33 protein-coding genes and 1 pseudogene are annotated in these 24,194 nt (G+C 45.2%); 25 read left to right on the forward strand and 9 right to left on the reverse strand.

Annotated elements, in window-relative coordinates; all coding sequences use genetic code 11:
• Positions 1-14 precede the first annotated feature (14 nt).
• Positions 15-248, forward strand: a complete 234-nt coding sequence (locus BKD12_RS07465; RefSeq protein WP_070088697.1) for an acyl carrier protein — start codon at positions 15-17, stop codon at positions 246-248.
• A 12-nt stretch (positions 249-260) separates the two neighbouring features.
• Entirely contained in the window at positions 261-1,769 is a 1,509-nt protein-coding gene (locus BKD12_RS07470; RefSeq protein ID WP_070088698.1) for an AMP-binding protein, read from the forward strand.
• A gap of 57 nt (positions 1,770-1,826) precedes the next feature.
• Here the strand turns inward: BKD12_RS07470 and BKD12_RS07475 are convergent, their stop codons facing one another.
• Positions 1,827-3,062: an MFS transporter gene (locus BKD12_RS07475; RefSeq protein ID WP_070088699.1), complete on the reverse strand. Its 1,236-nt coding sequence runs from the start codon at positions 3,060-3,062 to the stop codon at positions 1,827-1,829.
• Positions 3,044-5,125 (reverse strand): glycoside hydrolase family 31 protein, encoded by a 2,082-nt coding sequence (locus BKD12_RS07480; RefSeq protein WP_070088700.1) that lies wholly within the window; start codon positions 5,123-5,125, stop codon positions 3,044-3,046. Before BKD12_RS07480 ends, BKD12_RS07475 begins: the two co-directional genes overlap by 19 nt.
• Before the next feature lie 127 nt (positions 5,126-5,252).
• On the opposite strand from BKD12_RS07480, the gene BKD12_RS07485 reads away from it, so the two are divergent.
• Entirely contained in the window at positions 5,253-6,149 is an 897-nt protein-coding gene (locus BKD12_RS07485; RefSeq protein WP_070088701.1) for an AraC family transcriptional regulator, read from the forward strand.
• A gap of 91 nt (positions 6,150-6,240) precedes the next feature.
• A pseudogene (locus BKD12_RS07490) lies at positions 6,241-6,555 on the forward strand (MerR family transcriptional regulator); the annotation flags it as partial.
• Between the two features lie 71 nt (positions 6,556-6,626).
• Here BKD12_RS07490 and def read toward each other — a convergent pair.
• The 6 genes from def to BKD12_RS07520 form a co-directional block, all read right to left on the reverse strand.
• A complete protein-coding gene (gene def / locus BKD12_RS07495) occupies positions 6,627-7,091 on the reverse strand; it encodes a peptide deformylase (protein WP_070088702.1) in 465 nt (154 codons plus the stop codon).
• Positions 7,063-7,326, reverse strand: a complete 264-nt coding sequence (locus tag BKD12_RS07500) for a helix-turn-helix transcriptional regulator (RefSeq protein WP_070088703.1) — start codon at positions 7,324-7,326, stop codon at positions 7,063-7,065. The genes def and BKD12_RS07500 overlap by 29 nt, the downstream gene beginning before the upstream one ends.
• Positions 7,327-7,420: 94 nt before the next feature.
• Positions 7,421-7,903: a P-loop nucleotide/nucleoside kinase family protein gene (locus tag BKD12_RS07505; protein WP_070088704.1), complete on the reverse strand. Its 483-nt coding sequence runs from the start codon at positions 7,901-7,903 to the stop codon at positions 7,421-7,423.
• 70 nt (positions 7,904-7,973) lie between these two features.
• Entirely contained in the window at positions 7,974-9,314 is a 1,341-nt protein-coding gene (locus BKD12_RS07510) for an MATE family efflux transporter (RefSeq protein WP_070088705.1), read from the reverse strand.
• 113 nt (positions 9,315-9,427) lie between these two features.
• The gene (locus tag BKD12_RS07515; protein WP_242872735.1) at positions 9,428-9,775 is read right to left on the reverse strand and encodes a CD3324 family protein; all 348 of its coding nucleotides are present in this window, start codon (positions 9,773-9,775) and stop codon (positions 9,428-9,430) included.
• Between the two features lie 235 nt (positions 9,776-10,010).
• Complete coding sequence (locus BKD12_RS07520; RefSeq protein WP_070088707.1) at positions 10,011-10,220, reverse strand: transposon-transfer assisting family protein; 210 nt, start codon at positions 10,218-10,220, stop codon at positions 10,011-10,013.
• 153 nt (positions 10,221-10,373) lie between these two features.
• Here BKD12_RS07520 and BKD12_RS07525 point away from each other — a divergent pair, with 153 nt between their 5' ends.
• The 3 genes from BKD12_RS07525 to BKD12_RS07535 all read left to right on the forward strand — a co-directional run bounded on the left by BKD12_RS07525 (position 10,374) and on the right by BKD12_RS07535 (position 12,054).
• Positions 10,374-11,051 carry an ATP-binding cassette domain-containing protein gene (locus tag BKD12_RS07525; RefSeq protein ID WP_083262888.1) on the forward strand — a complete coding sequence of 226 codons (678 nt, stop codon included), beginning with the start codon at positions 10,374-10,376 and terminating at the stop codon, positions 11,049-11,051.
• Positions 11,051-11,767 (forward strand): ABC transporter permease, encoded by a 717-nt coding sequence (locus BKD12_RS07530; RefSeq protein ID WP_070088708.1) that lies wholly within the window; start codon positions 11,051-11,053, stop codon positions 11,765-11,767. The genes BKD12_RS07525 and BKD12_RS07530 overlap by 1 nt, the downstream gene beginning before the upstream one ends.
• A gap of 68 nt (positions 11,768-11,835) precedes the next feature.
• Positions 11,836-12,054, forward strand: coding sequence for a hypothetical protein (locus tag BKD12_RS07535; protein WP_070088709.1), 219 nt, complete (start codon positions 11,836-11,838; stop codon positions 12,052-12,054).
• Here the strand turns inward: BKD12_RS07535 and BKD12_RS07540 are convergent.
• The gene (locus tag BKD12_RS07540; RefSeq protein WP_070088710.1) at positions 12,049-12,381 is read right to left on the reverse strand and encodes a winged helix-turn-helix transcriptional regulator; all 333 of its coding nucleotides are present in this window, start codon (positions 12,379-12,381) and stop codon (positions 12,049-12,051) included. The genes BKD12_RS07535 and BKD12_RS07540 overlap by 6 nt on opposite strands.
• A gap of 146 nt (positions 12,382-12,527) precedes the next feature.
• Between BKD12_RS07540 and BKD12_RS07545 the strand changes: the two genes are divergently transcribed.
• The 18 genes from BKD12_RS07545 to BKD12_RS07635 all read left to right on the forward strand — a co-directional run bounded on the left by BKD12_RS07545 (position 12,528) and on the right by BKD12_RS07635 (position 24,182).
• The gene (locus BKD12_RS07545) at positions 12,528-13,073 is read left to right on the forward strand and encodes a flavodoxin family protein (protein WP_070088711.1); all 546 of its coding nucleotides are present in this window, start codon (positions 12,528-12,530) and stop codon (positions 13,071-13,073) included.
• Between the two features lie 27 nt (positions 13,074-13,100).
• Positions 13,101-13,652, forward strand: coding sequence for a flavodoxin family protein (locus BKD12_RS07550; RefSeq protein WP_070088712.1), 552 nt, complete (start codon positions 13,101-13,103; stop codon positions 13,650-13,652).
• Between the two features lie 12 nt (positions 13,653-13,664).
• Positions 13,665-14,183 carry a nitroreductase family protein gene (locus tag BKD12_RS07555; protein WP_070088713.1) on the forward strand — a complete coding sequence of 173 codons (519 nt, stop codon included), beginning with the start codon at positions 13,665-13,667 and terminating at the stop codon, positions 14,181-14,183.
• Positions 14,184-14,348: 165 nt separating this feature from the next.
• Entirely contained in the window at positions 14,349-15,323 is a 975-nt protein-coding gene (locus BKD12_RS17495; protein ID WP_094078744.1) for a GNAT family N-acetyltransferase, read from the forward strand.
• A gap of 22 nt (positions 15,324-15,345) precedes the next feature.
• A complete protein-coding gene (locus tag BKD12_RS07570; RefSeq protein ID WP_070088714.1) occupies positions 15,346-16,164 on the forward strand; it encodes an acyltransferase domain-containing protein in 819 nt (272 codons plus the stop codon).
• A 37-nt stretch (positions 16,165-16,201) separates the two neighbouring features.
• Complete coding sequence (locus BKD12_RS07575) at positions 16,202-16,705, forward strand: ATP-binding protein (protein WP_070088715.1); 504 nt, start codon at positions 16,202-16,204, stop codon at positions 16,703-16,705.
• Positions 16,706-16,813: 108 nt separating this feature from the next.
• Entirely contained in the window at positions 16,814-17,173 is a 360-nt protein-coding gene (locus BKD12_RS07580) for a DNA alkylation repair protein (RefSeq protein WP_242872739.1), read from the forward strand.
• Positions 17,170-17,928: a M23 family metallopeptidase gene (locus tag BKD12_RS07585; protein WP_070088716.1), complete on the forward strand. Its 759-nt coding sequence runs from the start codon at positions 17,170-17,172 to the stop codon at positions 17,926-17,928. Before BKD12_RS07580 ends, BKD12_RS07585 begins: the two co-directional genes overlap by 4 nt.
• Positions 17,929-17,956: 28 nt before the next feature.
• Positions 17,957-18,604, forward strand: coding sequence for a flavin reductase family protein (locus BKD12_RS07590; RefSeq protein ID WP_070088787.1), 648 nt, complete (start codon positions 17,957-17,959; stop codon positions 18,602-18,604).
• Between the two features lie 71 nt (positions 18,605-18,675).
• Positions 18,676-19,155 carry an MGMT family protein gene (locus tag BKD12_RS07595; RefSeq protein ID WP_070088717.1) on the forward strand — a complete coding sequence of 160 codons (480 nt, stop codon included), beginning with the start codon at positions 18,676-18,678 and terminating at the stop codon, positions 19,153-19,155.
• A 26-nt stretch (positions 19,156-19,181) separates the two neighbouring features.
• Positions 19,182-19,988 carry a class I SAM-dependent methyltransferase gene (locus BKD12_RS07600; protein WP_330385557.1) on the forward strand — a complete coding sequence of 269 codons (807 nt, stop codon included), beginning with the start codon at positions 19,182-19,184 and terminating at the stop codon, positions 19,986-19,988.
• 227 nt (positions 19,989-20,215) lie between these two features.
• A complete protein-coding gene (locus BKD12_RS07605; protein ID WP_070088718.1) occupies positions 20,216-20,632 on the forward strand; it encodes a YjdF family protein in 417 nt (138 codons plus the stop codon).
• 59 nt (positions 20,633-20,691) lie between these two features.
• Positions 20,692-21,327: a GNAT family N-acetyltransferase gene (locus BKD12_RS07610; protein ID WP_070088789.1), complete on the forward strand. Its 636-nt coding sequence runs from the start codon at positions 20,692-20,694 to the stop codon at positions 21,325-21,327.
• Positions 21,328-21,358: 31 nt separating this feature from the next.
• Positions 21,359-21,835 carry an N-acetyltransferase gene (locus BKD12_RS07615; protein WP_242872736.1) on the forward strand — a complete coding sequence of 159 codons (477 nt, stop codon included), beginning with the start codon at positions 21,359-21,361 and terminating at the stop codon, positions 21,833-21,835.
• Between the two features lie 111 nt (positions 21,836-21,946).
• The gene (locus tag BKD12_RS07620; protein WP_070088719.1) at positions 21,947-22,378 is read left to right on the forward strand and encodes a MarR family winged helix-turn-helix transcriptional regulator; all 432 of its coding nucleotides are present in this window, start codon (positions 21,947-21,949) and stop codon (positions 22,376-22,378) included.
• A gap of 26 nt (positions 22,379-22,404) precedes the next feature.
• Positions 22,405-22,815: a pyridoxamine 5'-phosphate oxidase family protein gene (locus tag BKD12_RS07625; protein ID WP_070088720.1), complete on the forward strand. Its 411-nt coding sequence runs from the start codon at positions 22,405-22,407 to the stop codon at positions 22,813-22,815.
• A 24-nt stretch (positions 22,816-22,839) separates the two neighbouring features.
• Complete coding sequence (locus BKD12_RS07630) at positions 22,840-23,469, forward strand: GNAT family N-acetyltransferase (RefSeq protein ID WP_330385558.1); 630 nt, start codon at positions 22,840-22,842, stop codon at positions 23,467-23,469.
• 20 nt (positions 23,470-23,489) lie between these two features.
• Positions 23,490-24,182: a 4Fe-4S double cluster binding domain-containing protein gene (locus BKD12_RS07635; RefSeq protein WP_070088721.1), complete on the forward strand. Its 693-nt coding sequence runs from the start codon at positions 23,490-23,492 to the stop codon at positions 24,180-24,182.
• The last annotated feature ends 12 nt before the right edge of the window (positions 24,183-24,194 follow it).

Consider the following 24,194-nt stretch of genomic DNA (forward strand, 5'->3'; position numbering starts at 1 on the left):
AAAGGAAGAGGAAGATGTTTAATAAATTGGTAGATATTATCTGTGAATATGTAGAAGTAGAACCGGAAAATGTAAAGCCGGAGTCCCGTTTTATTGAGGATCTGGGATTTACCTCCTTTGATTTCATGAGCATGCTGGGCGAACTGGAGGACGAATTTGATGTGGAGATTGACCAGACAAAGGCGGTGGATATCCGTACCGTGCAGGAAGCGGCAGATTATCTGGAAACATTGGCTTCGGAAGAGTAAGAGGTGAGAGTGATGCTGTGCAGTACGATCCGTGATATCCTGGTGCGGACGGAAAGAAAATACGGACGGGAGGACGCCGTTCGGTATAAAGTGAAAAAGGATACAATAGAATCAAAGACATATACCTGCCTTAAGAATGACAGCGAAAGTTTTTCCCGGGTGCTGGATGATCTGGGGGAAAGAGGCGAGCATGTGGCTGTGATTGGAGCGACCTCATATCCCTGGCTGGTGACTTTCTTTGGGATCGTGGACAGCGGCAGTGTGGCGGTGCCCCTGGATGCCGGACTTCCGAAGGAAGAATTGTGCGGGCTTATGGACCGGGCAGATGTGACCGTCCTGGTGTACGATGAGATCCGGGCGGATGTGGCGGCAATTGCAAAAGAAAAGTGTCCGAAGCTGCGACATTTTATTTCCATGCAGAAGGAAGAAAGCGATGAAGAGAGCCTTTCTTTCTGGCAGATGATCAGGGAAAATGAAGGGAGCTTTAGCGAACCGTTGGATCCGGATCAGCTGTGTACCATTATGTTTACATCCGGCACCACGGGGAAAAGCAAAGGTGTGATGCTGACCCATCGGAATCTGGCGGAAAACGCCACCTGTCTTGATATGAAGATTCCGGAGCGGACTGTGATCATGTCGGTGCTTCCGATCCATCATGCCTACTGCCTGAGTATGGATATTTTGAAAGGGATTTCGCTGGGGGCGGTAATCTGCATTAATGATTCACTTCTCAGGGTGGCGAAAAATATCAAGCTTTTTAAGCCGGAGATGATATTAATGGTGCCGCTGATGATCGAAACACTGGCTAAAAAGCTGGAGGATGCATCCCTCATTCCAGCAGCGGTCATAAAGGCAAAGGTGTTCGGGAAGCAGTTTCACACCATCTGCAGCGGCGGCGCATATCTGAATCCTTCTTATATTGATCTGTTCCATAAATATGGAATTACGATCCTGCAGGGCTATGGCATGACAGAATGTTCTCCGGTTATCAGCAATAATGTCAGCTGGAACATCAAAAAGGAGTCGGTAGGGCAGCTTCTGCCAAACTGCCAGGCAAAGTCGGTGGACGGAGAGTTATGGGTGCGGGGCAGCAGTGTCATGCAGGGATATTATAAGATGCCAGAGGAAACAAAAGAGACCCTGGAAGGAGGATGGCTGAAGACAGGCGACCTGGGGTATGTGGACGAGGACGGGTTCGTATTCCTGACCGGACGGAAGAAAAACCTGATCATCACCCGCAACGGAGAAAATGTATCCCCGGAAGAACTGGAAAACAAGCTGGGAGAATCCAGGCTTGTACAGGAAGTGCTGGTCCGGGAGGACGAAGGCGTGATCCAGGCGGTGATCTATCCTGATCCAGATTATGTAAAGAAGAAAAGAATCCGGGATGTGGAAGGGGAGCTTCAGAAGTTGATCGATGCCTATAACGAGAAGGCTCCAGTGTATAAACGGATTTACAGTCTTGTGGTCCGGGAGAGAGAATTCGACAAAACCACGTCAAAGAAGATTAAGAGATACTAAGAGGGACAGGGTATATTGCAATTGGGGACACAGGCAAACGCAAAAGGGGACGTACACCTACGCAGAAGGTGTACGTCCCCTTTTGGTCAGCAGCCGTTCATGCATCAGAAACATCAGAACCAGAATCACCAGCAAAAATGGCGGGAAAAGTGCAATGCTGATGTGGTTCGCTATCAGTCCGAATATTGGAGGCATCAGGCAGGAGCCTACATAAGCCGAGGCCATCTGTACGCCGATTACGGCCTGGGAAAGATCCGCACCGAAATGATCAGGTGTGGAGTGGATGATACAGGGATATATAGGCGCACATCCAAGACCGATCACGATGAGTCCGGCCAGCGAAGCGGTTCCGGAGAATGGCAGAAATAAAATAAGTATACCAAGAAGGATGATCCCCTGTCCAAGGCGGATCATCTGCGTATCGGAAAAACGCAGGGTCAAAAATCCGCTGGCGGCCCGGCCCGCAGTGATGCCGATGAAAAACAGACTGGCATAGAAGGCGGCTGTTTCGGAGGATATTCCTTCATGGAGCGCCAGATAGCTGGAGGCCCAGAGTCCTGTAGTCTGCTCCAAAGCGCAGTAGCAGAAGAAAGCCACCATGACCTCGCGCGCGCCGGGGATCCGGAGGATCTGCCCGAGAGACAGAGGCTTTCTGGTATATGCAGCTTTCGCCGTATCCACAACTTCCGCAGCGTCTTTATCTATGGCAGCACCGGAAGACGATCCAGAGGCGGCGCCGGAAACATTCCGGGTCTTCCAAAGAGGAAGGCTGAGAAACAGGATAGCTGTCAGGGCCACCTGCAGGATGCCGATATACCGGTAGCCGGTGTTCCAGGAGGCGCCGCCGGAAAGTACTCTTCCCATGATATATGGCCCTGCGGAGGCTCCGACACCCCACATGCAGTGAAGCCAGCTCATGTGGCGGCTGGTATAGTGGAGAGCAACGTAGTTGTTCAAAGCAGCGTCCACGCTTCCGGCACCAAGTCCATAGGGAACAGCCCACAGACATAGGGGGAGGAAGGAATGGCTGAAAGAAAAGCCAAAAAGGGCAGCTGCTGTCATGGCTACACTTAAAGCCGTTACTTTTCCGGGACCAAGGCGCAGGGTCAGCCGGTCACTCTGGAGGCTGGACACGATGGTTCCCCCGGAAATGATCATGGAAATGATGCCGGCGTAAGACACGGGCACCTGAAATTCCTGGTACATAGAGGGCCAGGCGGACCCAAGGAGTCCGTCGGGAAGGCTCAGGCTTATAAAAGCAAGATATATAATCGCTAAGAGCAGATGAAACATGGTGTGATCGTCCTTTCTTCCGATCCCTCACAGCTGACCGTTCCATCGGCTTCTATGTGTATGACGGACAGATGTGAGGGATCATTGTAGTCTTTTCCATAGCCGTCATCATCATAAAGTGTGTAGCTGCAGACAGCATTTGTATCAGTGTCCGGATATGCGATGACCTTGAGAACAGAAGCGTCCACATTTTCTACATTTTCTGCCGCATCGGCCAGGGGAAGAAGATGGCCTTTCCGGACAAAGAAGATAAGCTCATGTTCGGCGGCGGGCACGTAGTGATGGCCTGCGGTCATTTTTTCAAACCGAAGGTCTTCCGGGCCGGAGGTGGTAACAAGCAGCATATCCTCCGGCAGATAGACATAGCGTCCTGTGGTATTTGGCTGGTAAACAGGAGCAAGCATCAGGCTTTCACCCAAAAGAAGCTGATCCTCTACCTGAGAAGCATGCGGGTCAGAAGGGTAGCCAAAAGCAAGCGGTGCAAACAGCATAGTGTCGTTTAACGCAGCCTTCATATATTCACTGTACAGGTATGGCAGCAGGCAGTAGCGAAGCCGGATGATATTTCTAAGAGCGGCTTTGTTGGAGAAGCGGTAAGCCTCCTGTTCTCTGGTGCCGAGAGCGGAATGATTTCTCATCAGAGGCGTAAAGATGCCAAACTCCAGCCAGCGAAGCAGAAGGTCTTCTGTGGTATCCGCCCCAAATCCGCCAAGATCCGCTCCGGTGTAAAGGAATCCGCACATGCTTAGGGATGGCATCATCTTTACATTCATCAGAAGATGGGACCACCAGGACAGATTGTCTCCCTGCCAGATGCCGCCGTAACGGTGCATGCCGATATAGGAGGATCGGGAAAACATGAGAATCCGCTTATCCGGTTCCAGTTCTTCAAAGGCTTCACCGGCTGCCCTTGTCATGTTGTAACCGTACAGGTTGTGTACTTTATCATGGCGGATTTTCGGAAAGCCGTTTCCAGGCTCGTGATAGAAGCTTCTGTAATCCTCCGGATTGTTTGCAAGAGTGTTGACAAGACTCAGAAAATGGTCATTCTTCTCCATATCAAGATTTTGGCCTTTCAGGGCCGCCACTTCGTCAAATACCTGGTTCAGCCGCTTTTCAGAATAGAAAATAGCAGGCTCATTCATGTCATTCCAGAAGCCATCGATACCCATATCCAGAAGAACCTTATATTTCATGCCGAACCATCTTCTGGCATCAGGATTCAGCATATCCGGGAAATGAGCTCTTCCCGGCCATACAGCGCCCACGAAAGGCGTGCCGTCTTCTTCCTTGCAGAAATATCCCTTCTCCAGGCCTTCCTCATAGACGGAGTACCCTTCTTTGATCTTGACACCTGCGTCAATGATGGGAACAAGATGGATCCCCTGCTTTTTCATATCAGCGGCAAGACGCGGCAGATCAGGGAATTTTTCTTCAGATACGGTGAAGTCCTCATACTGCTCCATGTAATCAATATCCAGATAGATCGCATCCAGAGGCATATCCGCTTCTTTGTATTTTGCCGCTACTTCACGGATATCCTCCTCTGTTTTATAGCCCCAGCGGCTCTGGCCGTACCCAAAGGCCCACTTGGGAGGGATATAACTTCTTCCGATCATCTGCCGGAAAGTATGAACGATAGATGTAAGAAGCCCGTCCTCTTCTTCGATGACATAAAGATCCAGATCCCAATTCTCAGGTGTGATAATAAGCAAATCCTTTTGTGTATACCCGATATCGAAGGTCAGCTGACCCGGGTAATCTATGAAAATTCCAAAAGGAGAGGAGCCGCCAACTAAGAGAAAATTGTGCGCTCCATAAAGAGAATGGGTGGTCTCCAGGTGATGGGGGTCGTCACTGCAGTTGCTGGTATAAGACCATCCGCGTTTATTAATGCCCCGTACCTGTTCCCCTAAGCCATATACAGGCACATCCGCGGGAAGCGGATAGTACAGAGAGCCTTCTTTTATAGCAAAGTAAGGAAGAGAATCCTGTTCTGCAGGATAATGCTTGATGACAGCGTCAGTGGGAAATGGATTTCCGAATGAATATTTACGTACCATGTATTTTCTCCTTCCGATTCTTTTTTCAATATGATACTATTATATAAATGTAGACCCAGGGAATCTTGCATATTTCTGACAGGTTTTGACACAATCCTGTCTCCGGACAGCTGCAGGGAGGAAGAAAATGGAGCAAAAAGGACAGTATTTGGAGAAAGGACGACACGGGACGCCTATGTTCCCGGTGGAATATTATGACTGCGAATATCCGGCCAACCTGGCCGGGCTACCGGTTCACTGGCATGAAGAGTTTGAGGTTACCTATGTGCGGAAGGGGAGCTGCACCTACCTGATCGATCTTATGCCCATAAGAGTTAAAAAAGGAGATTTTTTATTTCTGCCCTCCGGAGTTCTCCACGGCATTCCGGAAGGTAATACGAAAATGCTGGAAACAGAAAGCTTTGTTTTTCATCCCGGGATGTTGGGCGGCATGGATGTGTGCGGGGTCAAATATATCTCTCCGCTGGAGAACGGAGACATTAGATTCCCGTATGTGTTTTCAAAAGAAGGAGCCGGAGAACTTTCCAAAGGACTAAAAGTGCTGTTTGACAGGCTTAAAAACAGTTTCCTTGACAGAGAGACCGGATATGAGATGGAGGTAAAGGCATGCCTGCTGGAAATGGTCTTGCTTCTTTATCGGGAATCTTCCTTTGAAAGAAGGAAAGAAGAAAATCAGAGTACCATTGAAAGGCTCAGAAAGGTTATCCAATATATCAAAGAGAACTATCAAAAGCCGGTGACTGTTGGAGAACTGGCGGCGGTCTGCCACTTCAGTGAGTGCTATTTCATGCGTTTTTTTAAGCAGTATATGAATATGACCTGTGTGGAATATATGAATCAGTACCGGATGGAAATTGCGGCGGAAAGACTGTCATCCGGCCGGGAAAGTATTACAGATATTGCGCTGGATACCGGATTTAATAATATTTCTTATTTTAACCGGGTGTTTAAAAAAAGCTTTGGGATGACGCCAAAAGCCTACCGGCAGGCCTATGAGAGTGTGGAACTGGACAAGGTGGAATGAAAGGGACGCAGTAAATGCGTTCCTTTTGTGATAAAAGGTCTTGCTCGTGACGCGGCGTCATGAATTATAATGGGAGCAGGAGGGAAGATATATGGACAAAAAGCGTGCAATCCCAGAAGGATATATGACAGTCGGAGAGCTGGCTGGAAAGATGGGGACCACCGTGCGGACCCTGCAGTATTACGACAGAGAGGGCCTGCTCTCGCCATCATCAGAGAGTGAGGGAGGCAGGAGGCTTTATACGTATAAGGACATGATCCGTCTACATCAGATCCAGGCGCTGAAATCTCTTGGATTTTCTCTGGGAGATATCAAAAACCGCCTGATATCACTGGATACGCCGGAAGAAGTGGCAGAAGCCCTCACAGGGCAGGCCCAGTCGATCAGGGAAAAGATATGGCAGCTGTTCATTAAGTGTCAGCAGTAATAACTTGCTCATACTACCACCATTTTCTATACCTTTTTTGAAAAGGGAATTTATGTTTTATTTAATTCTATTTCTGCAATAGCCTTATCTAAGAAAATTTCCCCGTCTAAATGTTCTATTTCATGGCAGAAACATTGTGCAAGTTCATTTTCGCCAGTAATAATGATTTCCTCTCCATTTTCATTTTGCGCTTGAAGAGTTACTTTTTGCGGACGGATTGTTTTTACACAACGATTGGGGAAGCTAAGGCAGGCTTCATTACATTCTTGAACGCCGCTGCAACCGATTATTATAGGGTTTACCAGCTTTAAAAAGCAATTATTATAATCAATCACAACAAGTCGTTTTAATATACCTACTTGGTTTGCCGCAATAGCAGCACCGTTTTCAGTTTGTTGTAGTGTATCTAACATATCGTCAAGAATTTGTCTGATTTTATCATTGAAAAATTTTACTTCTTTACACCTTTTACGCAGAATGGGGTCGTCAAAGTATCGAATATTTCTTATTGCCATTGCTATCCCCCCGACTACTATCAGCCCTTGATTTTCTTTGGCTTTCCTCGAATAAAAATACTTCTTCGATAGGAAAGTCAAACACTTTTGAAATATCATAAGCAAGCCATATAGACGGTTCAAATTTTTCTGTTTCAATGGCGTTAATTGCCTGCCTTGATGTGCCTACCATTGCTCCTAATTGTTCTTGTGTTATTCCTTTTTCTTCTCGCAGTTCTCTAATTCGGTTTTTCATTTATAAATTCCTTTCTGTAAGGTTGACGTTACAGTGTATTATAACAGATTTTCTTGTAATGTCAACCTTACAAAAAGATTTCCATGGAAAATAGTTATTTTTGTAATATTACAATTTCCCCCTCTCCCTGTGGCTCTTGAAACCCCTTATAATGATGTTCTAGTATTTCATCTGTTATTATGAATGGTGAGTTTGCATGTAAAGATAAATTCCTTTTTTGAAGTCTTTTTCGTAAAAGCTCTTTATTAGCTTTCATGTATACCAATTCAACGATACCGCCCGCATTTTCAATCATATTTCGATAAAACTCCCGATTATCTTTGTTCCAAAAGCTAAAATCAATGACAACATTTTTCCCATTTTTGATTAAACTTATCATTTTTTGCCGAAGTAAGAGTTCTACTTTTTCAGATAACTCATCGTACTGGGTTTCCGAATAATCAATTCCTTTTTGTCCGTATATGTTCCACATTTCCTCATCAATAGAAAGTCTGATATATCCCTCTTGTTCTTTTTGCTTTGCATATGTTGTTTTTCCAGAACCGCATACTCCGCACATCATTATAACTTTACTCATAATATTTCCCTCCATGAATGAAAGTGTATTGTTTTTGAGTATATCAAATTTGCGGATAAAAATATACAAATCATTTATATTTTTTCTGTTTCCACTTGCCGCTTTTATATCGCCAAAGAGAAAATAGTGCAGTACAAAGCCATGTGAGAGCAGTTGTCCACCATATCCCCCATTGACCGATAAAAGAGATATTGGTTAATGCAAAGACAAACACAAGCCGACAGACGATTTCTAAAATACCGTTTGCCATAGAATAGGCAGAGTCGCCAGTCCCATTCAACAGATAACGGAGTATTTGGGACATACCCAATGCCATAAAAAATGTACTTGTGATATGAATACCTGTTACGGCATTTTCAATAATGACTGTATCAGATACAAACATATTCATTGCCAATTTTCCAAATACCCAAAAAACCAAAAGTAGAATGAGAGAATAGGAAGCGCATATTTTTAATGCGGAAATCAGTCCTTGCTTTATCCGTTCTGTTTTGCCTGCCCCGATATTTTGTCCTGTATAAGTTGCAATCGCCGTACCTAATGCCGTAAAAGGCTGTTGGATTAAGTTTTCGATTTGGCTTGTTGCTGCAAATGCCCCTATTACGCTTGTTCCAAACCCATTGATTACCCATTGTAAGATACTGCTTGAAAGATAAATCAATGAATATTGAAAGCCCATTGGAATACAGATTTTAAGAATTTGCCTAGCAATGCTTCGGTCAAACTTCGCTTCTTTGATTGCCTTTTGGAAATAAGAATATTTCTTTATGGCATATGCAAAACATAAAATTCCTGCTATCCCCTGCGCTAACAGGGAAGCAATGGCAGTCCCCTCTACACCAGTATGGAAGATTAGGATAAATACTAAATCAAATACGATATTCAGTATGCTGCAAGTTGCCAAAAAAATAATCGGCGTTTTTGCGTCCCCCAATGAGCGAAGTATGCTGAACGGTATGTAATAGATGATTACGAAAATAAGACCGCCTAAAGATACCGACATATAGTTTACTGCGTCCTCCAATAAGGAAACAGGAGTGTTTAACAGGATCAGTAATGGTCTTGTAATCAGCAATGCAAAAGCCGATATAATCAAGGTGCTTACAATGCTTATCATTGTTCCGTTCCGAATGGCAAGGGCTGTACCTGCTTCATCATTTGCCCCGAAAAATTGGGAAACAACAATTCCCGAACCAATGGCAATGCCTAAGCAGAGAGAGGTAAATACCATTGAAACAGAGCCGGTTGCACCTACCGAAGCAAAGGCGTTTGCGCCGATTAAATGTCCTACAATAATTCTGTCTACAATGATAAATGACTGTTGTAAAATAGTTCCGAACATAAGCGGAATGGCAAAGGACAAAAGTAATTTTGTCGGATTGCCAGTTGTCATATTTGTTTGTTTACTCATTTTCTTTTAACTCCTTTCTTTTGACATATTCCAGTATAAGTATTTTGGTGAACAAACAAAGGGCAGAAAACAGTTATAACTGTTCTTTCCGACAAAAAAAGAGCCTTATCCTTTTATTGGATAAAGCCCTGTAAGTCTGATTTTATGATTTTGCGAATGGTATCATAGGATAGATGGAAGCGTTCGCAGATTTCATCAATACTCATGCCTTTATGGTATAGATTGATAATATCCATGTTTCTTTGCTCATAATATTGCTTAGAACCGCTTTTGCTGCCCCATGATTTTTTACTTTCCATAGATGGAACATACAGTAATTGCCCGTTTACATATGCGGATAACTCTTTTAGAAGTTCCATAGGAAGCACATCTGCTGCATTGATATATTTCATTATATTATTCCGTCCTTTACTTAATTTTCTTAAATAAAGTGCAGAACCAGCAGATAATGCAACTTTCATTTAACCCATACAGACCGTTGCATTTCTACTATTCTGCATGGGAATATTCACTATCTGAACAATTTCTGTTATTATAGTCCACTACCAAATACCTCCTTAGGTAAATCAAAAGCCTATGTGATAAAGACTGATACAGTATATCAAAATTTTGTCGAAAAGTCCACTTTGTTTTATTATTACAATATAAAAAACCGGGAAACGGCAATCCATAGACTGCCACTCCCCGGCTTTTTAATCATTCCATATCTTCAGCAGGCAGGAACACAAGCCTGTCAAATTCTTCTTCGGTCAGTTTCTTCAGCTTTTCCGCTGTGCGCCCTGCAAGCTCCTGTATCTCTGTTTCCATGTAGGGCATGGCGGCAGTCATTGCCGCCACCGTATCAGTCCTTGTTTTCTTTCTGTAACAACAGATAAAGTTAATTTCTTCAAATGTGAATTGTCCCATGCTCCTATACCTCCAATCCCTTGTTTTTGGTCTTTGCCGCCTGTTTTTTCGGGGCGGCGTTTACGGTCTTTTTGTCCTGTGCAACCTTAATTTATGCGGTGTTGCGGGTGTTGTCTATAAATACTTGCGCCGAACGGCGCCGGAAAAACAACGATGCTGGAATGTATAGAGGGATTCCGGCGGTGCGAAAGCGGCCGGATCCAGGTGGAGGGGAAGACGGGCGTACAGCTGCAGTCGGCTTCGCTGCCTGCCTATATACGGCCCATGGAGGCGGTCCATCTGTTTGAAAAGTGGAAAAAGGCAAAAGCAGATCTATCGGTACTGGAGGCGCTGGAGATTGGCCGGATGAAGAAAAAGCTGTATATGGAACTGTCTACCGGACAAAAGAGACGGCTGCATCTTGCGCTGGCACTGATCGGAGATCCGCAAGTTGTGTTCCTGGATGAACCGACAGCCGGGCTGGATGTGGAAGGGAGAAGAGCCCTTCACGATGAAATCCGAAGCCTTGCTTCCAGAGGGAAAACCGTCGTGCTGGCAAGTCATGATATGGCAGAGGTGGAAGAGCTGTGCAGCCGTATTTTGATCCTGAATCAGGGACGGGTCACATTTCTTGGAACGGTGGAGGAACTGGCCGGATATATGGGGAAAAGGTACCGGATCAAGATCAGGACTGTGGAGGGAGAAGAAGAGTATCCGGCAGATAATCTTGAGGAAACCCTGCTTAGGATCCTGCAAAAATATAAAGAAAAGCATGTGCCGATCCAGGATATTCAGATCGGCCGTGGAACGTTAGAGGAGCATTTTATAGAACTGGCAAAGGAGGGAGTATGATGAGTGCGCTGATCTATGGAATCCGTTTACAGTTTCGGATGGATATCCGCAGCAGAACGCTTTTGGTGACCTGCTATCTGGTGCCGCTTCTTTTCTTTGCTGTTATGGGCGGAATCTTTACCTCTCTGATGCCGGAAGCAAAAGACACTCTGATCGCTTCCATGACGGTGATGGGTGTGTCTATGGGAGCGCTGATCGGGGTTCCGCCCTCTCTTTTGGAAATTTATGGAACAGACATAAGAAAGATGTACCGGGTCGGGGAAGCACCGCGGTTTTTCGGACTGATCTCGCTGGTGATATCAGCCTTTGTTCATCTGATGATCATGAGCGGACTGATCCTTGCGATAGCTCCGGCGGCATTTGACGCAAAGCTTCCGAAGGATATCGGGCTTTATTTTGCGAAGCTTTCTCTGTTTTTGATCGTTTCGCTTGCACTGTCCTGCGTGCTGGGACTGGCGGTGAAGAATCAGGCGAAGCTTACCATGTTAAGCCAGGTCTTTTTTTTGCCGTCGATCCTGCTGTCAGGGATCATGTTTCCGTCCAGGCTTCTTCCCTTTGCCCTGGAACGGGCAGGAAAGCTTTTCCCGGCTGCCTGGGGATACCGTCTGCTTGCGGGAGTGGAAGACGGCGGGAAATCACTCCTGGCGCTTCTGGCACTGCTGCTGGTATCCGTGTTGGCCTGTGGGATCATAGGAGCCCGAAAACAAGATATGTGAAAAGCTTTGATTGACGGAAACGGTACGGCAGAGGTATAGTGAAGCTATCAAAAAAGGAAGGTATTGTTATGGAAAATGAAAAGAGACTCTTAGCATTTGAGAAGATGCTGAAGGCAGTACAGGAAAATTATGAAAATGCAGATGAAAAGATGAAAAAATTAAAGGCGGAGGGCAGGGAAAAATCCGCTACCTACCGCCAGTTAATGGGAAATAAGCTTCAATATCAAAATATGCTGTCCATGTATCAGATTTATGGCCTTTTGGAAGAAGATCAGAAGAAATCATAGTCTGTTTTTATCTCCCCATTCACACATCCCGTCCAGGATCGGAATCAGAGATTTTCCCCGATCCGTCAGGCTGTATTCTACCTTGGGCGGGATCTGGGGGTATTCTTCCCGGTGAACAAGCTGGTCTGCCTCCAGTTCTTTTAAGGTAGAGCTAAGCGTCTTATAGGAGATTCCTCCGATATATTTCTTCATTTCATTAAAACGGACCACCCCAAATTCCATCAGTGTATAGAGGATGGTCATCTTGTATTTCCCGTTGATCAATGAAAGGGTATAGCTGAAGCCGGTAGTATTCAGGCTCTCTTTGGATATGCATCGGTTATTCATATAGCACTCTCCTTTAGGTAAGTATAACACTTGAATGTAAGTATCGCACTTTAATGTGCGTACTTGTTTTCGGTATAATTCTTGTTATGATTATAATATCAATAAAAAGAAAAGTCAAAAGCTTATGAGCAAGGAGGAGTCTGATAATGAACAAAAAAGTGGTTGTGATCACTGGGAGTCCCAGGAAAAACGGAAATAGCGCTGCTATGGCAGAGGCATTTATAAAAGCAGCAGAGGAAAAAGGACATACAGTGACAAGATTTGATGCGGCTATGATGAACGTAGGAGGATGTCATGCCTGTGAAACCTGTTTTAAGTCAGGGAAAGCCTGTTCCTTTGACGATGATTTCAACACCATTGCACCGCATATCCTGGAAGCGGATGATATCGTATTCGCTATGCCTGTTTATTGGTATTCCATTCCCGGCCAGATAAAAAATGTCATTGATAAGATCTATTCTTTCTGTGTGGCAGGAAAAGATGTAGCAGGAAAAGGCTGTGGCCTGATCGTCTGCTGTGAAGAAGAAGATATGACAGTGCTGGATGGAGTGCGGATGCCCTTGGAACGTTCTGCAGCTCTATTAAAGTGGCATATGATCGGAGAAGTTCTGATTCCTGGCGTACTAAACACAGGAGATATTGAGAAGACGGACGGGTGCAGACAGGCTGCAGAATTGGCTGAGAATTTATAGAAATAACGGAAGTGGAGGGGTATAGAAATGAGCAAAAAAATCGTGATTTTAAACGGGAGTCCCCGTAAAAAGGGCAATACATCAACTCTCGTAAAAACGTTTACAGAAGGCGCCGAAAGTTCTGGCAATACGGTAACAGAGTTTTTCCTGGATGGTATGGAGATCCATGGCTGCAAGGGATGTTTTGGAGGCCACAGCAGCAGGGAATGTCCTTGTGTACAAAAGGATGATATGGCAAAGATCTATCCTGCCGTAAAAGAAAGCGATGTGGTCGTGCTTGCAAGTCCTCTTTATTACTGGAATATGAGCGGACAGCTCAGGACAGCTGTTGACCGGCTGTTTGCTTTGGAAGAAGGCGATGGAAATCTTCTGAGAGGAAACGGAAGAGCCAGTGCCCTTTTGATGGCAGCCGAGGGGAATGGCTTTGAAGATGTTGTACTTTATTATGACCATCTGATGGAGCATTTGCGGTGGGAAAACTTAGGCCATGTCCTTGCAGGAGGAAATATGGATGTAGGTGATGTCGAAGGGAAACCGGAGGTTCAGGAAGCCTACGAGCTGGGTAAATCGATTGTTTAAGGGGGAAACGTTATGGAGTTTTTACATCTGGTAGAAGACAGATATTCAGTCAGGTCTTATTCGAACCATCCTGTTGAGCAAGAGAAGATAGACCAGATTTTAAGAGCGGGACAATTCGCACCTACGGCAGTAAACTATCAGCCTCAGAAAATATATGTTTTAAAAAGTAAAGAGGCTCTCCAAAAGATTTGTTCACTGACTCGCTTTGTCTATGATGCGCCGGTTGTCCTGCTGCTATGTGCGGATCAGACAAAAGTCTGGAAAAGTCCAGTAGAAAAGGGGTACGACACGGGAGAGATGGATGTCAGCATCGTCTGTACATATATGATGTTGGAAGCATGGGAGCTAGGTATTGGTTCCGTATGGGTCCGGGGATTTGACAGCAGACAGGTGAAAGAATTATTCGATCTTCCGGAAAACATCAAGCCAATATGCCTTTTGCCGATCGGGTATCCGGGCAAAGAGGCTGCTCCTTACACACCATGGCATGATACGTTTCGTCCGCTGAAGGAAATTGTGAAAGAACTCTAGGAAATTTAATAAAATCATATCTAACATGGCTATAAAAGCGGAGGGAAGACCCCTCCGCTTTTTCAGATTCCGGAAGAGATTTTTCTGCTGAGAGATGTCATAAATCCTTAGGGTATGCTATACTTCAACCATAAAGTTTGCAAATGTAAGGCGAGGAGGACGAGAATGAAGGTAGAATTAAAGAAATGGTCACTTGATGATAAAAAGCAGCTGATGGATATCTGCAATTCGGTGGAACGGGAGTATCTTTCTGACCGGCTTCCCTATCCTTATACAGAGGAGTGTGCAGACTGGTGGCTTAATATGGTTCTGGAGCATGACGGGAAGGACGGCGTGTTCCGGGCGATCGTAGCAGATGGAAAGATTGTCGGAAATATATCTGTGGAACAAAAAAGTGATGTCTATAGGAAAGATGCAGAAATCGGCTACATGCTGATAACAGAAGAATGGTCACGGGGGATCATGACGGAAGCGGTGAAGAAAATCTGCGAAGAGGCCTTTGCGGAGCTTCCTATTCTTCGGATCACCGGAATGGTTTACGCACCGAACACGGCATCCAGACGAGTGCTGGAGAAAAATGGATTTGAACTGGAAGGGATCATGAAAAACGCGGTAGTCAAGAACGGCAGGATTTATGATTTGTGCATTTATGGGAAATCAGAGATTCAGATCATACCGGCATATGATTTCCCCCAGGAGGTAAATACGCTTTTTTCAGAATATACCCAGATGCTGGTGGACAATGATCCGGCCTTTGGAGAGTATCTTGCGATTCAGAACTATGAAGAAGAGCTGAAACATTTGAGGGAAAAATACGGTATGCCGGAAGGAAGGCTATATCTTGCATACTGCGGCGGCCAGTTGGCAGGCTGTATCGGGCTCAGAAAAATCGATGATGTGCGCTGCGAAATGAAACGTCTGTATGTCCGGCCGGAATTCAGGGGGAAGTGTATTGGAAGCATGCTGATCCAGAAGATCATAGAGGATGCAAAAGAAATCGGTTATCAGCATATGCTGCTGGACACACTGCCTTTCCTGGAAAGTGCGGTACACATGTATAAAAAGTGGGGATTTTATGAGATTGAAAGTTATAATGACAGTCCGATGGAAACTTCGGTCTATATGAGGCTGGATCTATAGTGTGTCAGGAGGAGAAGAAGAGATGGAGGTCTTGGAGCTTTGTGAGAAAATAGGGCTGCAGCCGGAAGTTAAAAAGCGGGTGGAAGAAATCTCAAAGGAGTTTGATTTTGGTGCGGCCGAGGAAATCTTAAAGGATTTTCATGATTATGACAAAATGAAAGAGGCCTGGATGCGTTTAGAAGAGAAGATTGGCGAAGATCCGGAGCATATGAAAATATTGACATGCATGCTGAAGGCTTCCGCAGATGCCTACGAGATTTACCAGAAAAAAGGAATCGAAGACAGCATATATTTTGCCACGATGAAATGCTATACCCGTTTTTTAGAGGAAGCCTATGAGAGGATCGGCAGATATGTGTTTGACAGATACTGGTGGACGGGCAGGCAGGCGGGCTGCCATCTGTTTCGGATCGGAGAGCTGGAGTATGAAATCATCCGCACAGACGGAAAGAGCCCGGAAGGTGACTCGGGTATTTCCATCCATATACCTTCGGATGCGGACTTTTCACCGGCCTGTGTGGACGAATCTCTGGCTGCGGCAAAACACTTTTTTGCAGAATATGATCCGGCGCTAAAAAGCAGCGCTTACTGTTGTCATTCCTGGCTTTTGGATCCTGTCTTACAGACGATGCTGGGCCAGGATTCCAATATCGTAAGTTTCCAGAAGCGGTTCGAGATCATGGATATAGGCGAGGCCGGAACAGATTATCTGGAGTGGATTTTTAAAACACAGGAGAAGGACCCAGAGAAGCTTCCAGAGAAGACGACTCTGCAGAGGAAGGTAAAAGAACATATTCTGGCAGGCAAAGTGATCAGGAATGTTTATGGAAGGCTGATCTGAGGATGATAATACCCTAGGGGTATGGGAGGAGAAAGTCATGGCAAAAATCTTATATCTGATAGGAGGTCCTATGGGTGTTGGAAAGACAACCGTGGGACAGGCGTTGAAGAAACAGCTTGGAAACTGCGCCTTTCTGGATGGAGACTGGTGCTGGGATATGGATCCGTTTCAAGTAACACCGGAAACAAAAGAGATGGTTATGGAAAATATATGCGATCTTCTGAACCGGTTTATCCGCTGCTCTGTGTATGATAATATCGTGTTCTGCTGGGTGATGCATGAGCAGATGATCATAGATGAAATATTGTCAAAGCTGGATACGACCGGCTGCCAGATCGTAAAGGTTTCCCTTGTCTGTACAGAAGATGCATTAAGGAAGCGGATTGAGAAGGATATCGAAAAGAAGCTGCGTAAGAAAGATGTAATGGAACGGAGTCTTGCCTACCTTCCTCTGTATGATGCGTTGGATACTGTGAAAATTGACGTGTCTGGGAAGGCTTTGGGGAAAATTGCAGAAGAGATCATGCATATCAAGGAGTAGGTATATGGATAAATACACAGAAATTAAAGAAAGATTTGAGGCGCATCAGGATCCGGAAAACGCTGTAAAGATGGCAAAATAGATGATATTCCGAGAATATGGAAATATATCAAAGAAAAACAGTGGTGGGACACCATCGACTTTTTTGACCGGATCATTGGAGAGATCGGACTTGGAGATAGCCGGGTGAATGCGCTCATGCTTGCATGGTCTGTGGACGAAGACTTCTGGGTAAGACGCATTGCCATTGATCATCAGCTTCTGAGGAAGGAGCGGACAAACACAGAGCTATTAGAGCAGATTTTGGTGAATAACCTGGGAAGCGATGAGTTTTTTATCAACAAGGCGATTGGCTGGAGTCTGCGGGATTACTCAAAGACAGACCCGGAGTGGGTACGGACATTTATCAGCAAATACAGGGACAGAATGGACAAACTTAGTATACGGGAGGGCTCTAAGTATATATGAAGCGATCAATATTAAAACAGTCTTTAAAGCAGCTGTGGGGGATTATTGTTCTGGAATATAAATACCATGACAGGCTTCCTGATATTGAGAATTATCAGTCCATCAATCAATATTCGCTTCCTTTTGAAGGAAAATGGACAGTCGTAAATGGCGGAGTCACAGAAAAGCTGTCCCATTCCTGGGAAATTCCAACTCAGAGATATGCTTATGATTTTGTGATTCTGGATGAAAACGGAAAAAGTTTTTGCGGCAAAGAGACAGATCCGTCGTCTTTCTATTGCTATGGAAAAGATATATTGGCGCCGGCAGATGGAGTGGTTGCTGAGATAGGCACGGGAAATCCTGACAGCCAGATTACGGAAGAAAGAACAGTCTCCTGTGAGGCTGATGATATCCGGGGAAATTACATATTGATCGAGCATACAGGACAAGAATATTCTTTGCTGGCTCATTTGCAGCCTGAGAGTATTCTTGTTGCAGAGGGGCAAAGGGTACAACGAGGAGAAAAAATAGCAAGATGTGGCAATTCTGGCAATACTACGGAGCCCCATCTGCATTTTCATATCCAGCAGGGAAAAAGTTTTTACAACTCACCGGGACTGCCGGTTCAGTTTCGTGATATCATCGTAGCTAAAGCGCGCAATTATGAAAATTTTGATGACAGGAACTTGGACGAAGAAGGAGAAAAATATTTTCCGCCTTATATTTTTGTTGGACATGTGGTGGAAAATTCCGGAATCTCAGGTGGTGAGTGATCAGGTAAAGAGACGGGGTGAAATGAAAATGAAGATTGAAATTGGCAAAGAATTTCCGGAATATTTTAAGCCTTTATATCCGGAAGAGTTCGAACTATTCTCTCATTTTGAAGTGACGGCAGGGATCCCTACCGTATTATTTGCGGTCACGACATGGAAGGAGAATGGACAGCCCAATGTGTGCTTTCATGCCTGGAGTTGTTTCCATGGAGACAAAACAGCTTTCTTTGCAGTGATGGGAAATCTGTATCAGCACACACATACCTATGCAAATATCCAGAGAGAAAAATGCTTCTGTATCAATTTTCTCCCGATCAGCTGTTATGACAGATTGGTAGAAACAATCCATCGCAATAACTTTGAAGAGGATGAATTTCGGGTGGGAGATTTTACATTGACAGAGGCAAAGGAGATCCATGCGCCGAAGATTGATGAGGCCTTCCTAAGCCTGGAGTGTACGTTAAGATCGGTGGAGGATCTAAGCGGTGCAGGGATTACGGCTATGGTGACCGGGCAGGTGGTGCACGCTACCGTGGATGAGGCATACGCAAAAGGTTATGAAAACAGATATGGAGAAGATGGGTATATGCTGCTTGTCCCGGCGCCTCAGAACCTCATCACAGGAGAACCGGCACAGTCAGGCATCAGTACTGTAGAAATCCAGCGGTTGGATTAAAAAAGTTTTTCAAACCGTCTCATTGCATGAAATAGAAATAGTGTCTATTCTAGAGAAAAGGAGGCGTTGACATGGCAAATGAAGAGAAGAAGGATTTTAATGCGATGCTCCATAAGGATACAGGGATGCCAAAGATCCAGATGGTAACAGATGAAGCCTCGATCAAGAAATATGGCGGAGAGAGGATGTTTTTTGCGCCGCCTGTTACTTACGATGAACTTATGAAACGGATTCCCTATGGAAAAGTGGTTACAGTAGGTGCGATCAGGGAGTATCTTGCAAGGAAAAATGATGCTGATTTTACGGATCCTATAACGGCAGGAATCTTTGTATCGATCGCCGCCTGGGCCAGCTATCAAAGGACCGAAAATGAAACTCCATACTGGAGGACTCTGAAAGCAAACGGGGAGCTGAATCCCAAGTATCCCGGCGGTGTTGAGGCGCAAAAAGAGAGACTTGAGAAAGAAGGACATGTCATCATCCAAAAAGGCCGTAAAAATTTCCGGTATTATGTGAAGGATTATGAAAAGGTACTTTTTGTGTTTGAGTAGAGACGATATTTGGAGGAGGGATTCGTTTGAACAGCAGCAGGGATATAAAAGAAATTTTAACAGAATTCTATAATAGCTATGATGAAGACCGCCGTTTGAGATCCAGGCATGGAATGGTGGAATTTCTTACGACGATGCATTATATTGAAACATATTTGAAGCCAGGCGATCGGGTGCTGGAAGTGGGTGCTGGGACGGGACGGTATTCTCATGCGTTAGCCAGACAGGGCTATACAGTGGACGCCGTAGAGCTGGTGGAGCACAATATCAAAGTATTTCGCGAAAATACGCAGGAGAATGAGAATATCCGAGTCGTACAGGGAAATGCCATGGATCTGTCTGCGTTTGAAGATCATACCTATGACATGACACTGCTGCTAGGGCCGTTGTATCATCTTTACAGTCTGGAGGATAAAAGACGGGCGGTCAGCGAGGCGCTCCGGGTGACGAAAAAAGGTGGTATTATTTTCGCGGCGCACGTAATATCCGACGGCTGTTTGCTGGACGAAGGCTTCAACCGTGGGAATATCAGTGTAAAAGAATATATCGAAAAAGGGCTTCTTGATGGAGAAACCTTTGCGGCAAAATCGGAGCCAAAGGATTTGTTCGAGCTTGTTCGTAAAGAGGATGTGGATGAATTGATGTCCGTTTTCCCGGTCAAAAGGCTTCACTATGTTGCCTCCGACGGATGTGCGCTTCTTATGCGGGAAGCAGTGGATGCCATGGACGAAGAGACATTTCAGCTGTATATGAAATATCATCTTTCCACCTGTGAGAGGGAGGATTTACTGGGAGTTTCCAGCCATGCACTAGATATTTTCAGAAAAGAGTAGTGATGAATAGAGGTTTATCATATAGATGCTGTAAAAGCTTCTTTAGCTTTACGAATAGAACGCAGGCATGCTAAGATAGAAAAATAGCAAAGATAAAAACGCAACGTGCATCCGACAAGATGTGCCAGAGCCGGTAGGTAGCCCGGCCGTCTCATATTAATGAGGTAAGTAACCTGCCCTCCGGGTTGTCCATTCTTTGTTCATAACAAATAAAGGAGGGTTTCGTTATGGACAAAGTATCCGTAAAGGTGACAGTATTTTTCGATGAGCCATTTTGGGCCGGCGTATTTGAAAGGATTGACGGTGAAAAGCTGACAGCCTGTAAAGTCGTATTTGGTGCAGAGCCGGGAGACGATAAAGTGCAGGAATTGCTCTTGGAAAATTACTATGATCTGAAATTCAGTCCATCTGTGGAAGTGCGTGTAAAAAAACAAGCGGCTAATCCTAAAAGAGTGCAGAGAGAAGCAAGAAAGCAGACTTTTCTTAGTGGAATCAGTACAAAATCACAACAAGCACTTTCGCTGCAGCGGGAAGAGATGAGCAGGCAGCGCAAAGAAACAAGGAAGGAACGGAGAAAAGCCGTGCAGGAATATAGATACGAGCTGAAGCAGAAAAAACGAAAGCAAAAACACAGGGGCAGGTAATGCCCCTGTGTTTTGAGAAGAATATGACAATAAAAATAGATGTAAGAGGGGAAAACGGTATGTTAGATATCAGAAATGAAAGAAAAGAAGACTATTCAATCGTAGAGGAGATTACCAGAAAGGCATTTTATAACGTATATGTTCCAGGATGCATGGAGCATTATCTGGTCCATGTGATGCGAGATCACGAGGATTTTATCCCGGAGCTGGACTTTGTGCTGGAACGGGATGGTCAGGTGATTGGAAACATCATGTATACAAAAGCAAAGCTGACTGACGAAGATGGTACAGAAAAGGAAATTCTTACCTTTGGCCCGGTCAGTGTCCTGCCGGAATATCAGAGAAATGGATATGGCAAACTGTTGATTAACCATTCCTGTCAGAAAGCGGCAGAACTTGGATTCGATGTGATCGTGATACTTGGGAGCCCGGCGAACTATGTAAGCTGTGGTTTTCAGTGCTGCAAAAAATACAATGTGTGTGTGGAAGGCGGGAAATATCCGGCGGCCATGCTGGTGAAGGAATTAAAGGAAGGCGCGCTGGACGGAAGAAAATGGTATTACTCCGAGAGCCCGGCTATGAACATTGATGAACAGGCAGCCGTGGAATTTGACGATCAGCTGGAGCCAATGGAGAAAAAATGGACACCCAGCCAGGAAGCGTTCTATATCATGAGCAATTCATTTGTGGAGTAAAGAAAACTGTAAAGGAAGAGGGGAGAAGAAAATGGAGACGGAAAGTCAGATTGAAGGTCAGATGAAAAATCAGATCAGGCATTTGCAAGAGGATGATATCGATGCTGTAGCAAAGATCTGGCTGGATACCAATATGGAAGCCCATTTCTTTGTCCCGGCAGAGTACTGGGAAGGAAATCTTGCGCTGGTGAAGGAGATGTTCTTGCAGGCTGAGATGTATGTCTATGAGGAGAACGGAGAAATCCTGGGCTTTATTGGGCTGGATCAGAGCTATATTGCAGGGATTTTTGTGCGGAAAGGGGCGCAGTCCCGGGGGATTGGGAAGGCGCTTCTTGATTTTGTGAAGGAGAAGAAAGCAGAACTGGCACTTCACGTATATCGGAAGAATGAAAAGGCAGTCCGCTTTTATCTGCGGGAAGGTTTCCGGATTCGGCGGGAAATGACAGACGAAGATACTAAAGAAGAAGAGTATCTGATGGAGTGGTCAAAAGAGGCTGGTAAAGAATAGCAGTCCAAAGAGAAGTCTTATATAACTAGCGGAAAATATGTTGCATAGAGAGGACTATTATACTATAATTGTTCTAAATAGAACTATTCTAATAAGAATGGAGGCGGATAGGTGGAGACGAAAGGTGGATTTTATATTTCACAGATCAAACAGCTCCAGGATCGTATTTTTGAAAGAATGTTAAGCGAAAACGGCATTGAGATCAGCGGTGGTCAGGGACGTATCCTGTTTGTTCTGTGGAAGAAAGACCATTTGACAATCAGTGAGATCAGTGAACAGACTTCTCTGGCAAAAAACACAGTATCCGTCGTAGTGGATGGAATGGTCCGCAAAGGGATCGTAGAGAGAGAAACGAACCCCAGCAACCGGCGGCAGACCATTATTTCGCTTACGGATTATGCACAGTCTATGCGTGAACAGTATGAAGCGGTGTCCCAGCAGATGAACCAGTTGTTTTACCAGGGATTTTCGGAGCAGGAACAAAAAGAATTTGAAAGCTTCCTTGCAAGGATACTTAAGACGCTGACAAAGAACTGTAATTAAGAATGAAAAAATAGGAGGGATTTCAGATGAAGGAAGAAATGACTGCATTTATTCAAAAGCAAAAGACGGCTTTTGTGGCATCGGTTGACGAGGAAGGATTTCCGAACATCAAAGCCATGTTCATGCCTAGAAAGATCGAAGGAAACTGTTTTTATTTTTCTACCAATACTTCTTCCATGCGGGCGCAGCAATTTCTGAAAAATGAAAAGGCAAGCATTTATTTTTATCAGAGAAGCCGGTACCGGTATGAAGGACTGATGCTGACGGGAAAGATGGAGGTTTTGCAGGATCCGGAGATCAAGAAAGAGATTTGGCGCTCCGGCGATACCATGTTTTACAAACAAGGCGTTGATGATCCAGACTACTGTGTGCTAAAATTTACAGCAGAAAAAGGAAGACATTACTGTGATCTGAAATCGGAAAGTTTTGATATTTAAGTCCAGAAGATCAAAGGAGAGATTATGGAAGAAATGCTCTTTGAAAAAGCAAAAGATCATACACAGATCCTGCTGCGTACCGCCAGGCCATCTGATGCGGCACGCCTGGTGGAAATCTATGCGCCTTATGTGACGGATACGGCGATTACTTTTGAGTATGAAGTCCCCTCGGTGGAAGAATTCCGCAGCAGGATTGAAAAGACTCTGGAAAAATATCCCTATATCGTTGCAGAGCAAAACGGCAGGATCCTGGGCTATACCTATGCATCTGCCTTTGCCCGGCGGGCGGCCTATAACTGGTCTGTGGAACTGTCCATTTATCTGGATATGGAAATAAGGCGGCAGGGCATTGGTGGACGGCTGTATCAGGCGATGGAAGAGATTCTGAAGGAAATGCATATCCTGAATATGAATGCCTGCATCAGCTGGCCAAAGGCAGAGGATGAGTATCTGACAAAGAACAGTGTACAGTTCCATGAACACATGGGATTTCGCCTGGCAGGTGAGTTCCATGACAGCGGGTACAAGTTCGGCCGCTGGTATAATGTGGTCTGGATGGAAAAGATGATCGGAGATCATCCGGAAAACCCAAAGCCTGTCAGGATATTTCCGGAAATCCGTGAGAAATTTACAGGGAATCTCCTGGAAAGCTAGAAAAGAGGGGAGGGGACATTATGAATCTGACAGAGGAATTAAAAAAGATATTGTTTGAAAAAGGTGCTGACCTGGCAGGGGTGGGAAGCCTGAAGGGAGTGAAGAACTGCCAGTTTCAGACCGGAGTTTCGGTCGCTGTAGCTTTGCCGGGGAATGTGATCCTGGACCTGCAGGATGGGCCTACGGAGGAATACTATCATCTATATGGCACATTGAATGAAAAGTTAAATCAGATCGTGACGGCCGGGGAAGCATTTTTGAAAGCGCAGGGCTATGAAGCTTATGCGCAGACCACAGACCGGGTGGTGGTAAATGAAGAAAATATTTCGCCTATTCCCCACAAGACGGTGGCAACGCGGGCGGGCCTTGGATGGATCGGCAAAAACTGCCTTCTGGTGACGCCTCAGTATGGCTCGGCAGTGAGAATCTCTTCTCTGCTTACCAATGCGCCCCTTGGCGAAGAGGAGCCTATCTTGAAATCCCGGTGCGGCGGATGCAGGGCCTGTGTGGAACACTGTCCGGCGCAGGCGCTGAAAGGGACTCTGTGGGAGGCTGGCATGCCGAGAAAAGAGATCGTGGACGCAGAAGCCTGTTACCAGAAGCAGCTGGAGATCATGTATGAGCGGACGGGCATCCGGACAGACCTGTGTGGCAAATGTTTTGCAGTCTGTACCTATACACAGAAATATCTGCAATCTTTATCAGAGGAATAAACGGCGATGGAA

This window comes from Merdimonas faecis (genome assembly GCF_001754075.1).
Classification (GTDB): Bacteria; Bacillota; Clostridia; order Lachnospirales; family Lachnospiraceae; genus Merdimonas; species Merdimonas faecis.

Coding starts and splice junctions, on each gene's coding strand:
- BKD12_RS07595 (WP_070088717.1), top strand. CDS start 18,676: ATGGCAAATGAAGAGAAGAAGGATTTTAATGCGATGCTCCATAAGGAT.
- BKD12_RS07485 (WP_070088701.1), top strand. CDS start 5,253: ATGGAGCAAAAAGGACAGTATTTGGAGAAAGGACGACACGGGACGCCT.
- BKD12_RS07520 (WP_070088707.1), bottom strand. CDS start 10,220: ATGGGACAATTCACATTTGAAGAAATTAACTTTATCTGTTGTTACAGA.
- BKD12_RS07510 (WP_070088705.1), bottom strand. CDS start 9,314: ATGAGTAAACAAACAAATATGACAACTGGCAATCCGACAAAATTACTT.
- BKD12_RS07515 (WP_242872735.1), bottom strand. CDS start 9,775: ATGAAAGTTGCATTATCTGCTGGTTCTGCACTTTATTTAAGAAAATTA.
- BKD12_RS07575 (WP_070088715.1), top strand. CDS start 16,202: ATGGCAAAAATCTTATATCTGATAGGAGGTCCTATGGGTGTTGGAAAG.
- BKD12_RS07610 (WP_070088789.1), top strand. CDS start 20,692: ATGTTAGATATCAGAAATGAAAGAAAAGAAGACTATTCAATCGTAGAG.
- BKD12_RS07615 (WP_242872736.1), top strand. CDS start 21,359: ATGGAGACGGAAAGTCAGATTGAAGGTCAGATGAAAAATCAGATCAGG.
- BKD12_RS07635 (WP_070088721.1), top strand. CDS start 23,490: ATGAATCTGACAGAGGAATTAAAAAAGATATTGTTTGAAAAAGGTGCT.
- def (WP_070088702.1), bottom strand. CDS start 7,091: ATGGCAATAAGAAATATTCGATACTTTGACGACCCCATTCTGCGTAAA.
- BKD12_RS07585 (WP_070088716.1), top strand. CDS start 17,170: ATGAAGCGATCAATATTAAAACAGTCTTTAAAGCAGCTGTGGGGGATT.
- BKD12_RS07465 (WP_070088697.1), top strand. CDS start 15: ATGTTTAATAAATTGGTAGATATTATCTGTGAATATGTAGAAGTAGAA.
- BKD12_RS17495 (WP_094078744.1), top strand. CDS start 14,349: ATGAAGGTAGAATTAAAGAAATGGTCACTTGATGATAAAAAGCAGCTG.
- BKD12_RS07480 (WP_070088700.1), bottom strand. CDS start 5,125: ATGGTACGTAAATATTCATTCGGAAATCCATTTCCCACTGACGCTGTC.
- BKD12_RS07535 (WP_070088709.1), top strand. CDS start 11,836: ATGGAAAATGAAAAGAGACTCTTAGCATTTGAGAAGATGCTGAAGGCA.
- BKD12_RS07530 (WP_070088708.1), top strand. CDS start 11,051: ATGAGTGCGCTGATCTATGGAATCCGTTTACAGTTTCGGATGGATATC.
- BKD12_RS07570 (WP_070088714.1), top strand. CDS start 15,346: ATGGAGGTCTTGGAGCTTTGTGAGAAAATAGGGCTGCAGCCGGAAGTT.
- BKD12_RS07630 (WP_330385558.1), top strand. CDS start 22,840: ATGGAAGAAATGCTCTTTGAAAAAGCAAAAGATCATACACAGATCCTG.
- BKD12_RS07590 (WP_070088787.1), top strand. CDS start 17,957: ATGAAGATTGAAATTGGCAAAGAATTTCCGGAATATTTTAAGCCTTTA.
- BKD12_RS07525 (WP_083262888.1), top strand. CDS start 10,374: ATGCTGGAATGTATAGAGGGATTCCGGCGGTGCGAAAGCGGCCGGATC.
- BKD12_RS07500 (WP_070088703.1), bottom strand. CDS start 7,326: ATGAAAAACCGAATTAGAGAACTGCGAGAAGAAAAAGGAATAACACAA.
- BKD12_RS07475 (WP_070088699.1), bottom strand. CDS start 3,062: ATGTTTCATCTGCTCTTAGCGATTATATATCTTGCTTTTATAAGCCTG.
- BKD12_RS07540 (WP_070088710.1), bottom strand. CDS start 12,381: ATGAATAACCGATGCATATCCAAAGAGAGCCTGAATACTACCGGCTTC.
- BKD12_RS07605 (WP_070088718.1), top strand. CDS start 20,216: ATGGACAAAGTATCCGTAAAGGTGACAGTATTTTTCGATGAGCCATTT.
- BKD12_RS07625 (WP_070088720.1), top strand. CDS start 22,405: ATGAAGGAAGAAATGACTGCATTTATTCAAAAGCAAAAGACGGCTTTT.
- BKD12_RS07545 (WP_070088711.1), top strand. CDS start 12,528: ATGAACAAAAAAGTGGTTGTGATCACTGGGAGTCCCAGGAAAAACGGA.
- BKD12_RS07505 (WP_070088704.1), bottom strand. CDS start 7,903: ATGAGTAAAGTTATAATGATGTGCGGAGTATGCGGTTCTGGAAAAACA.
- BKD12_RS07550 (WP_070088712.1), top strand. CDS start 13,101: ATGAGCAAAAAAATCGTGATTTTAAACGGGAGTCCCCGTAAAAAGGGC.
- BKD12_RS07555 (WP_070088713.1), top strand. CDS start 13,665: ATGGAGTTTTTACATCTGGTAGAAGACAGATATTCAGTCAGGTCTTAT.
- BKD12_RS07470 (WP_070088698.1), top strand. CDS start 261: ATGCTGTGCAGTACGATCCGTGATATCCTGGTGCGGACGGAAAGAAAA.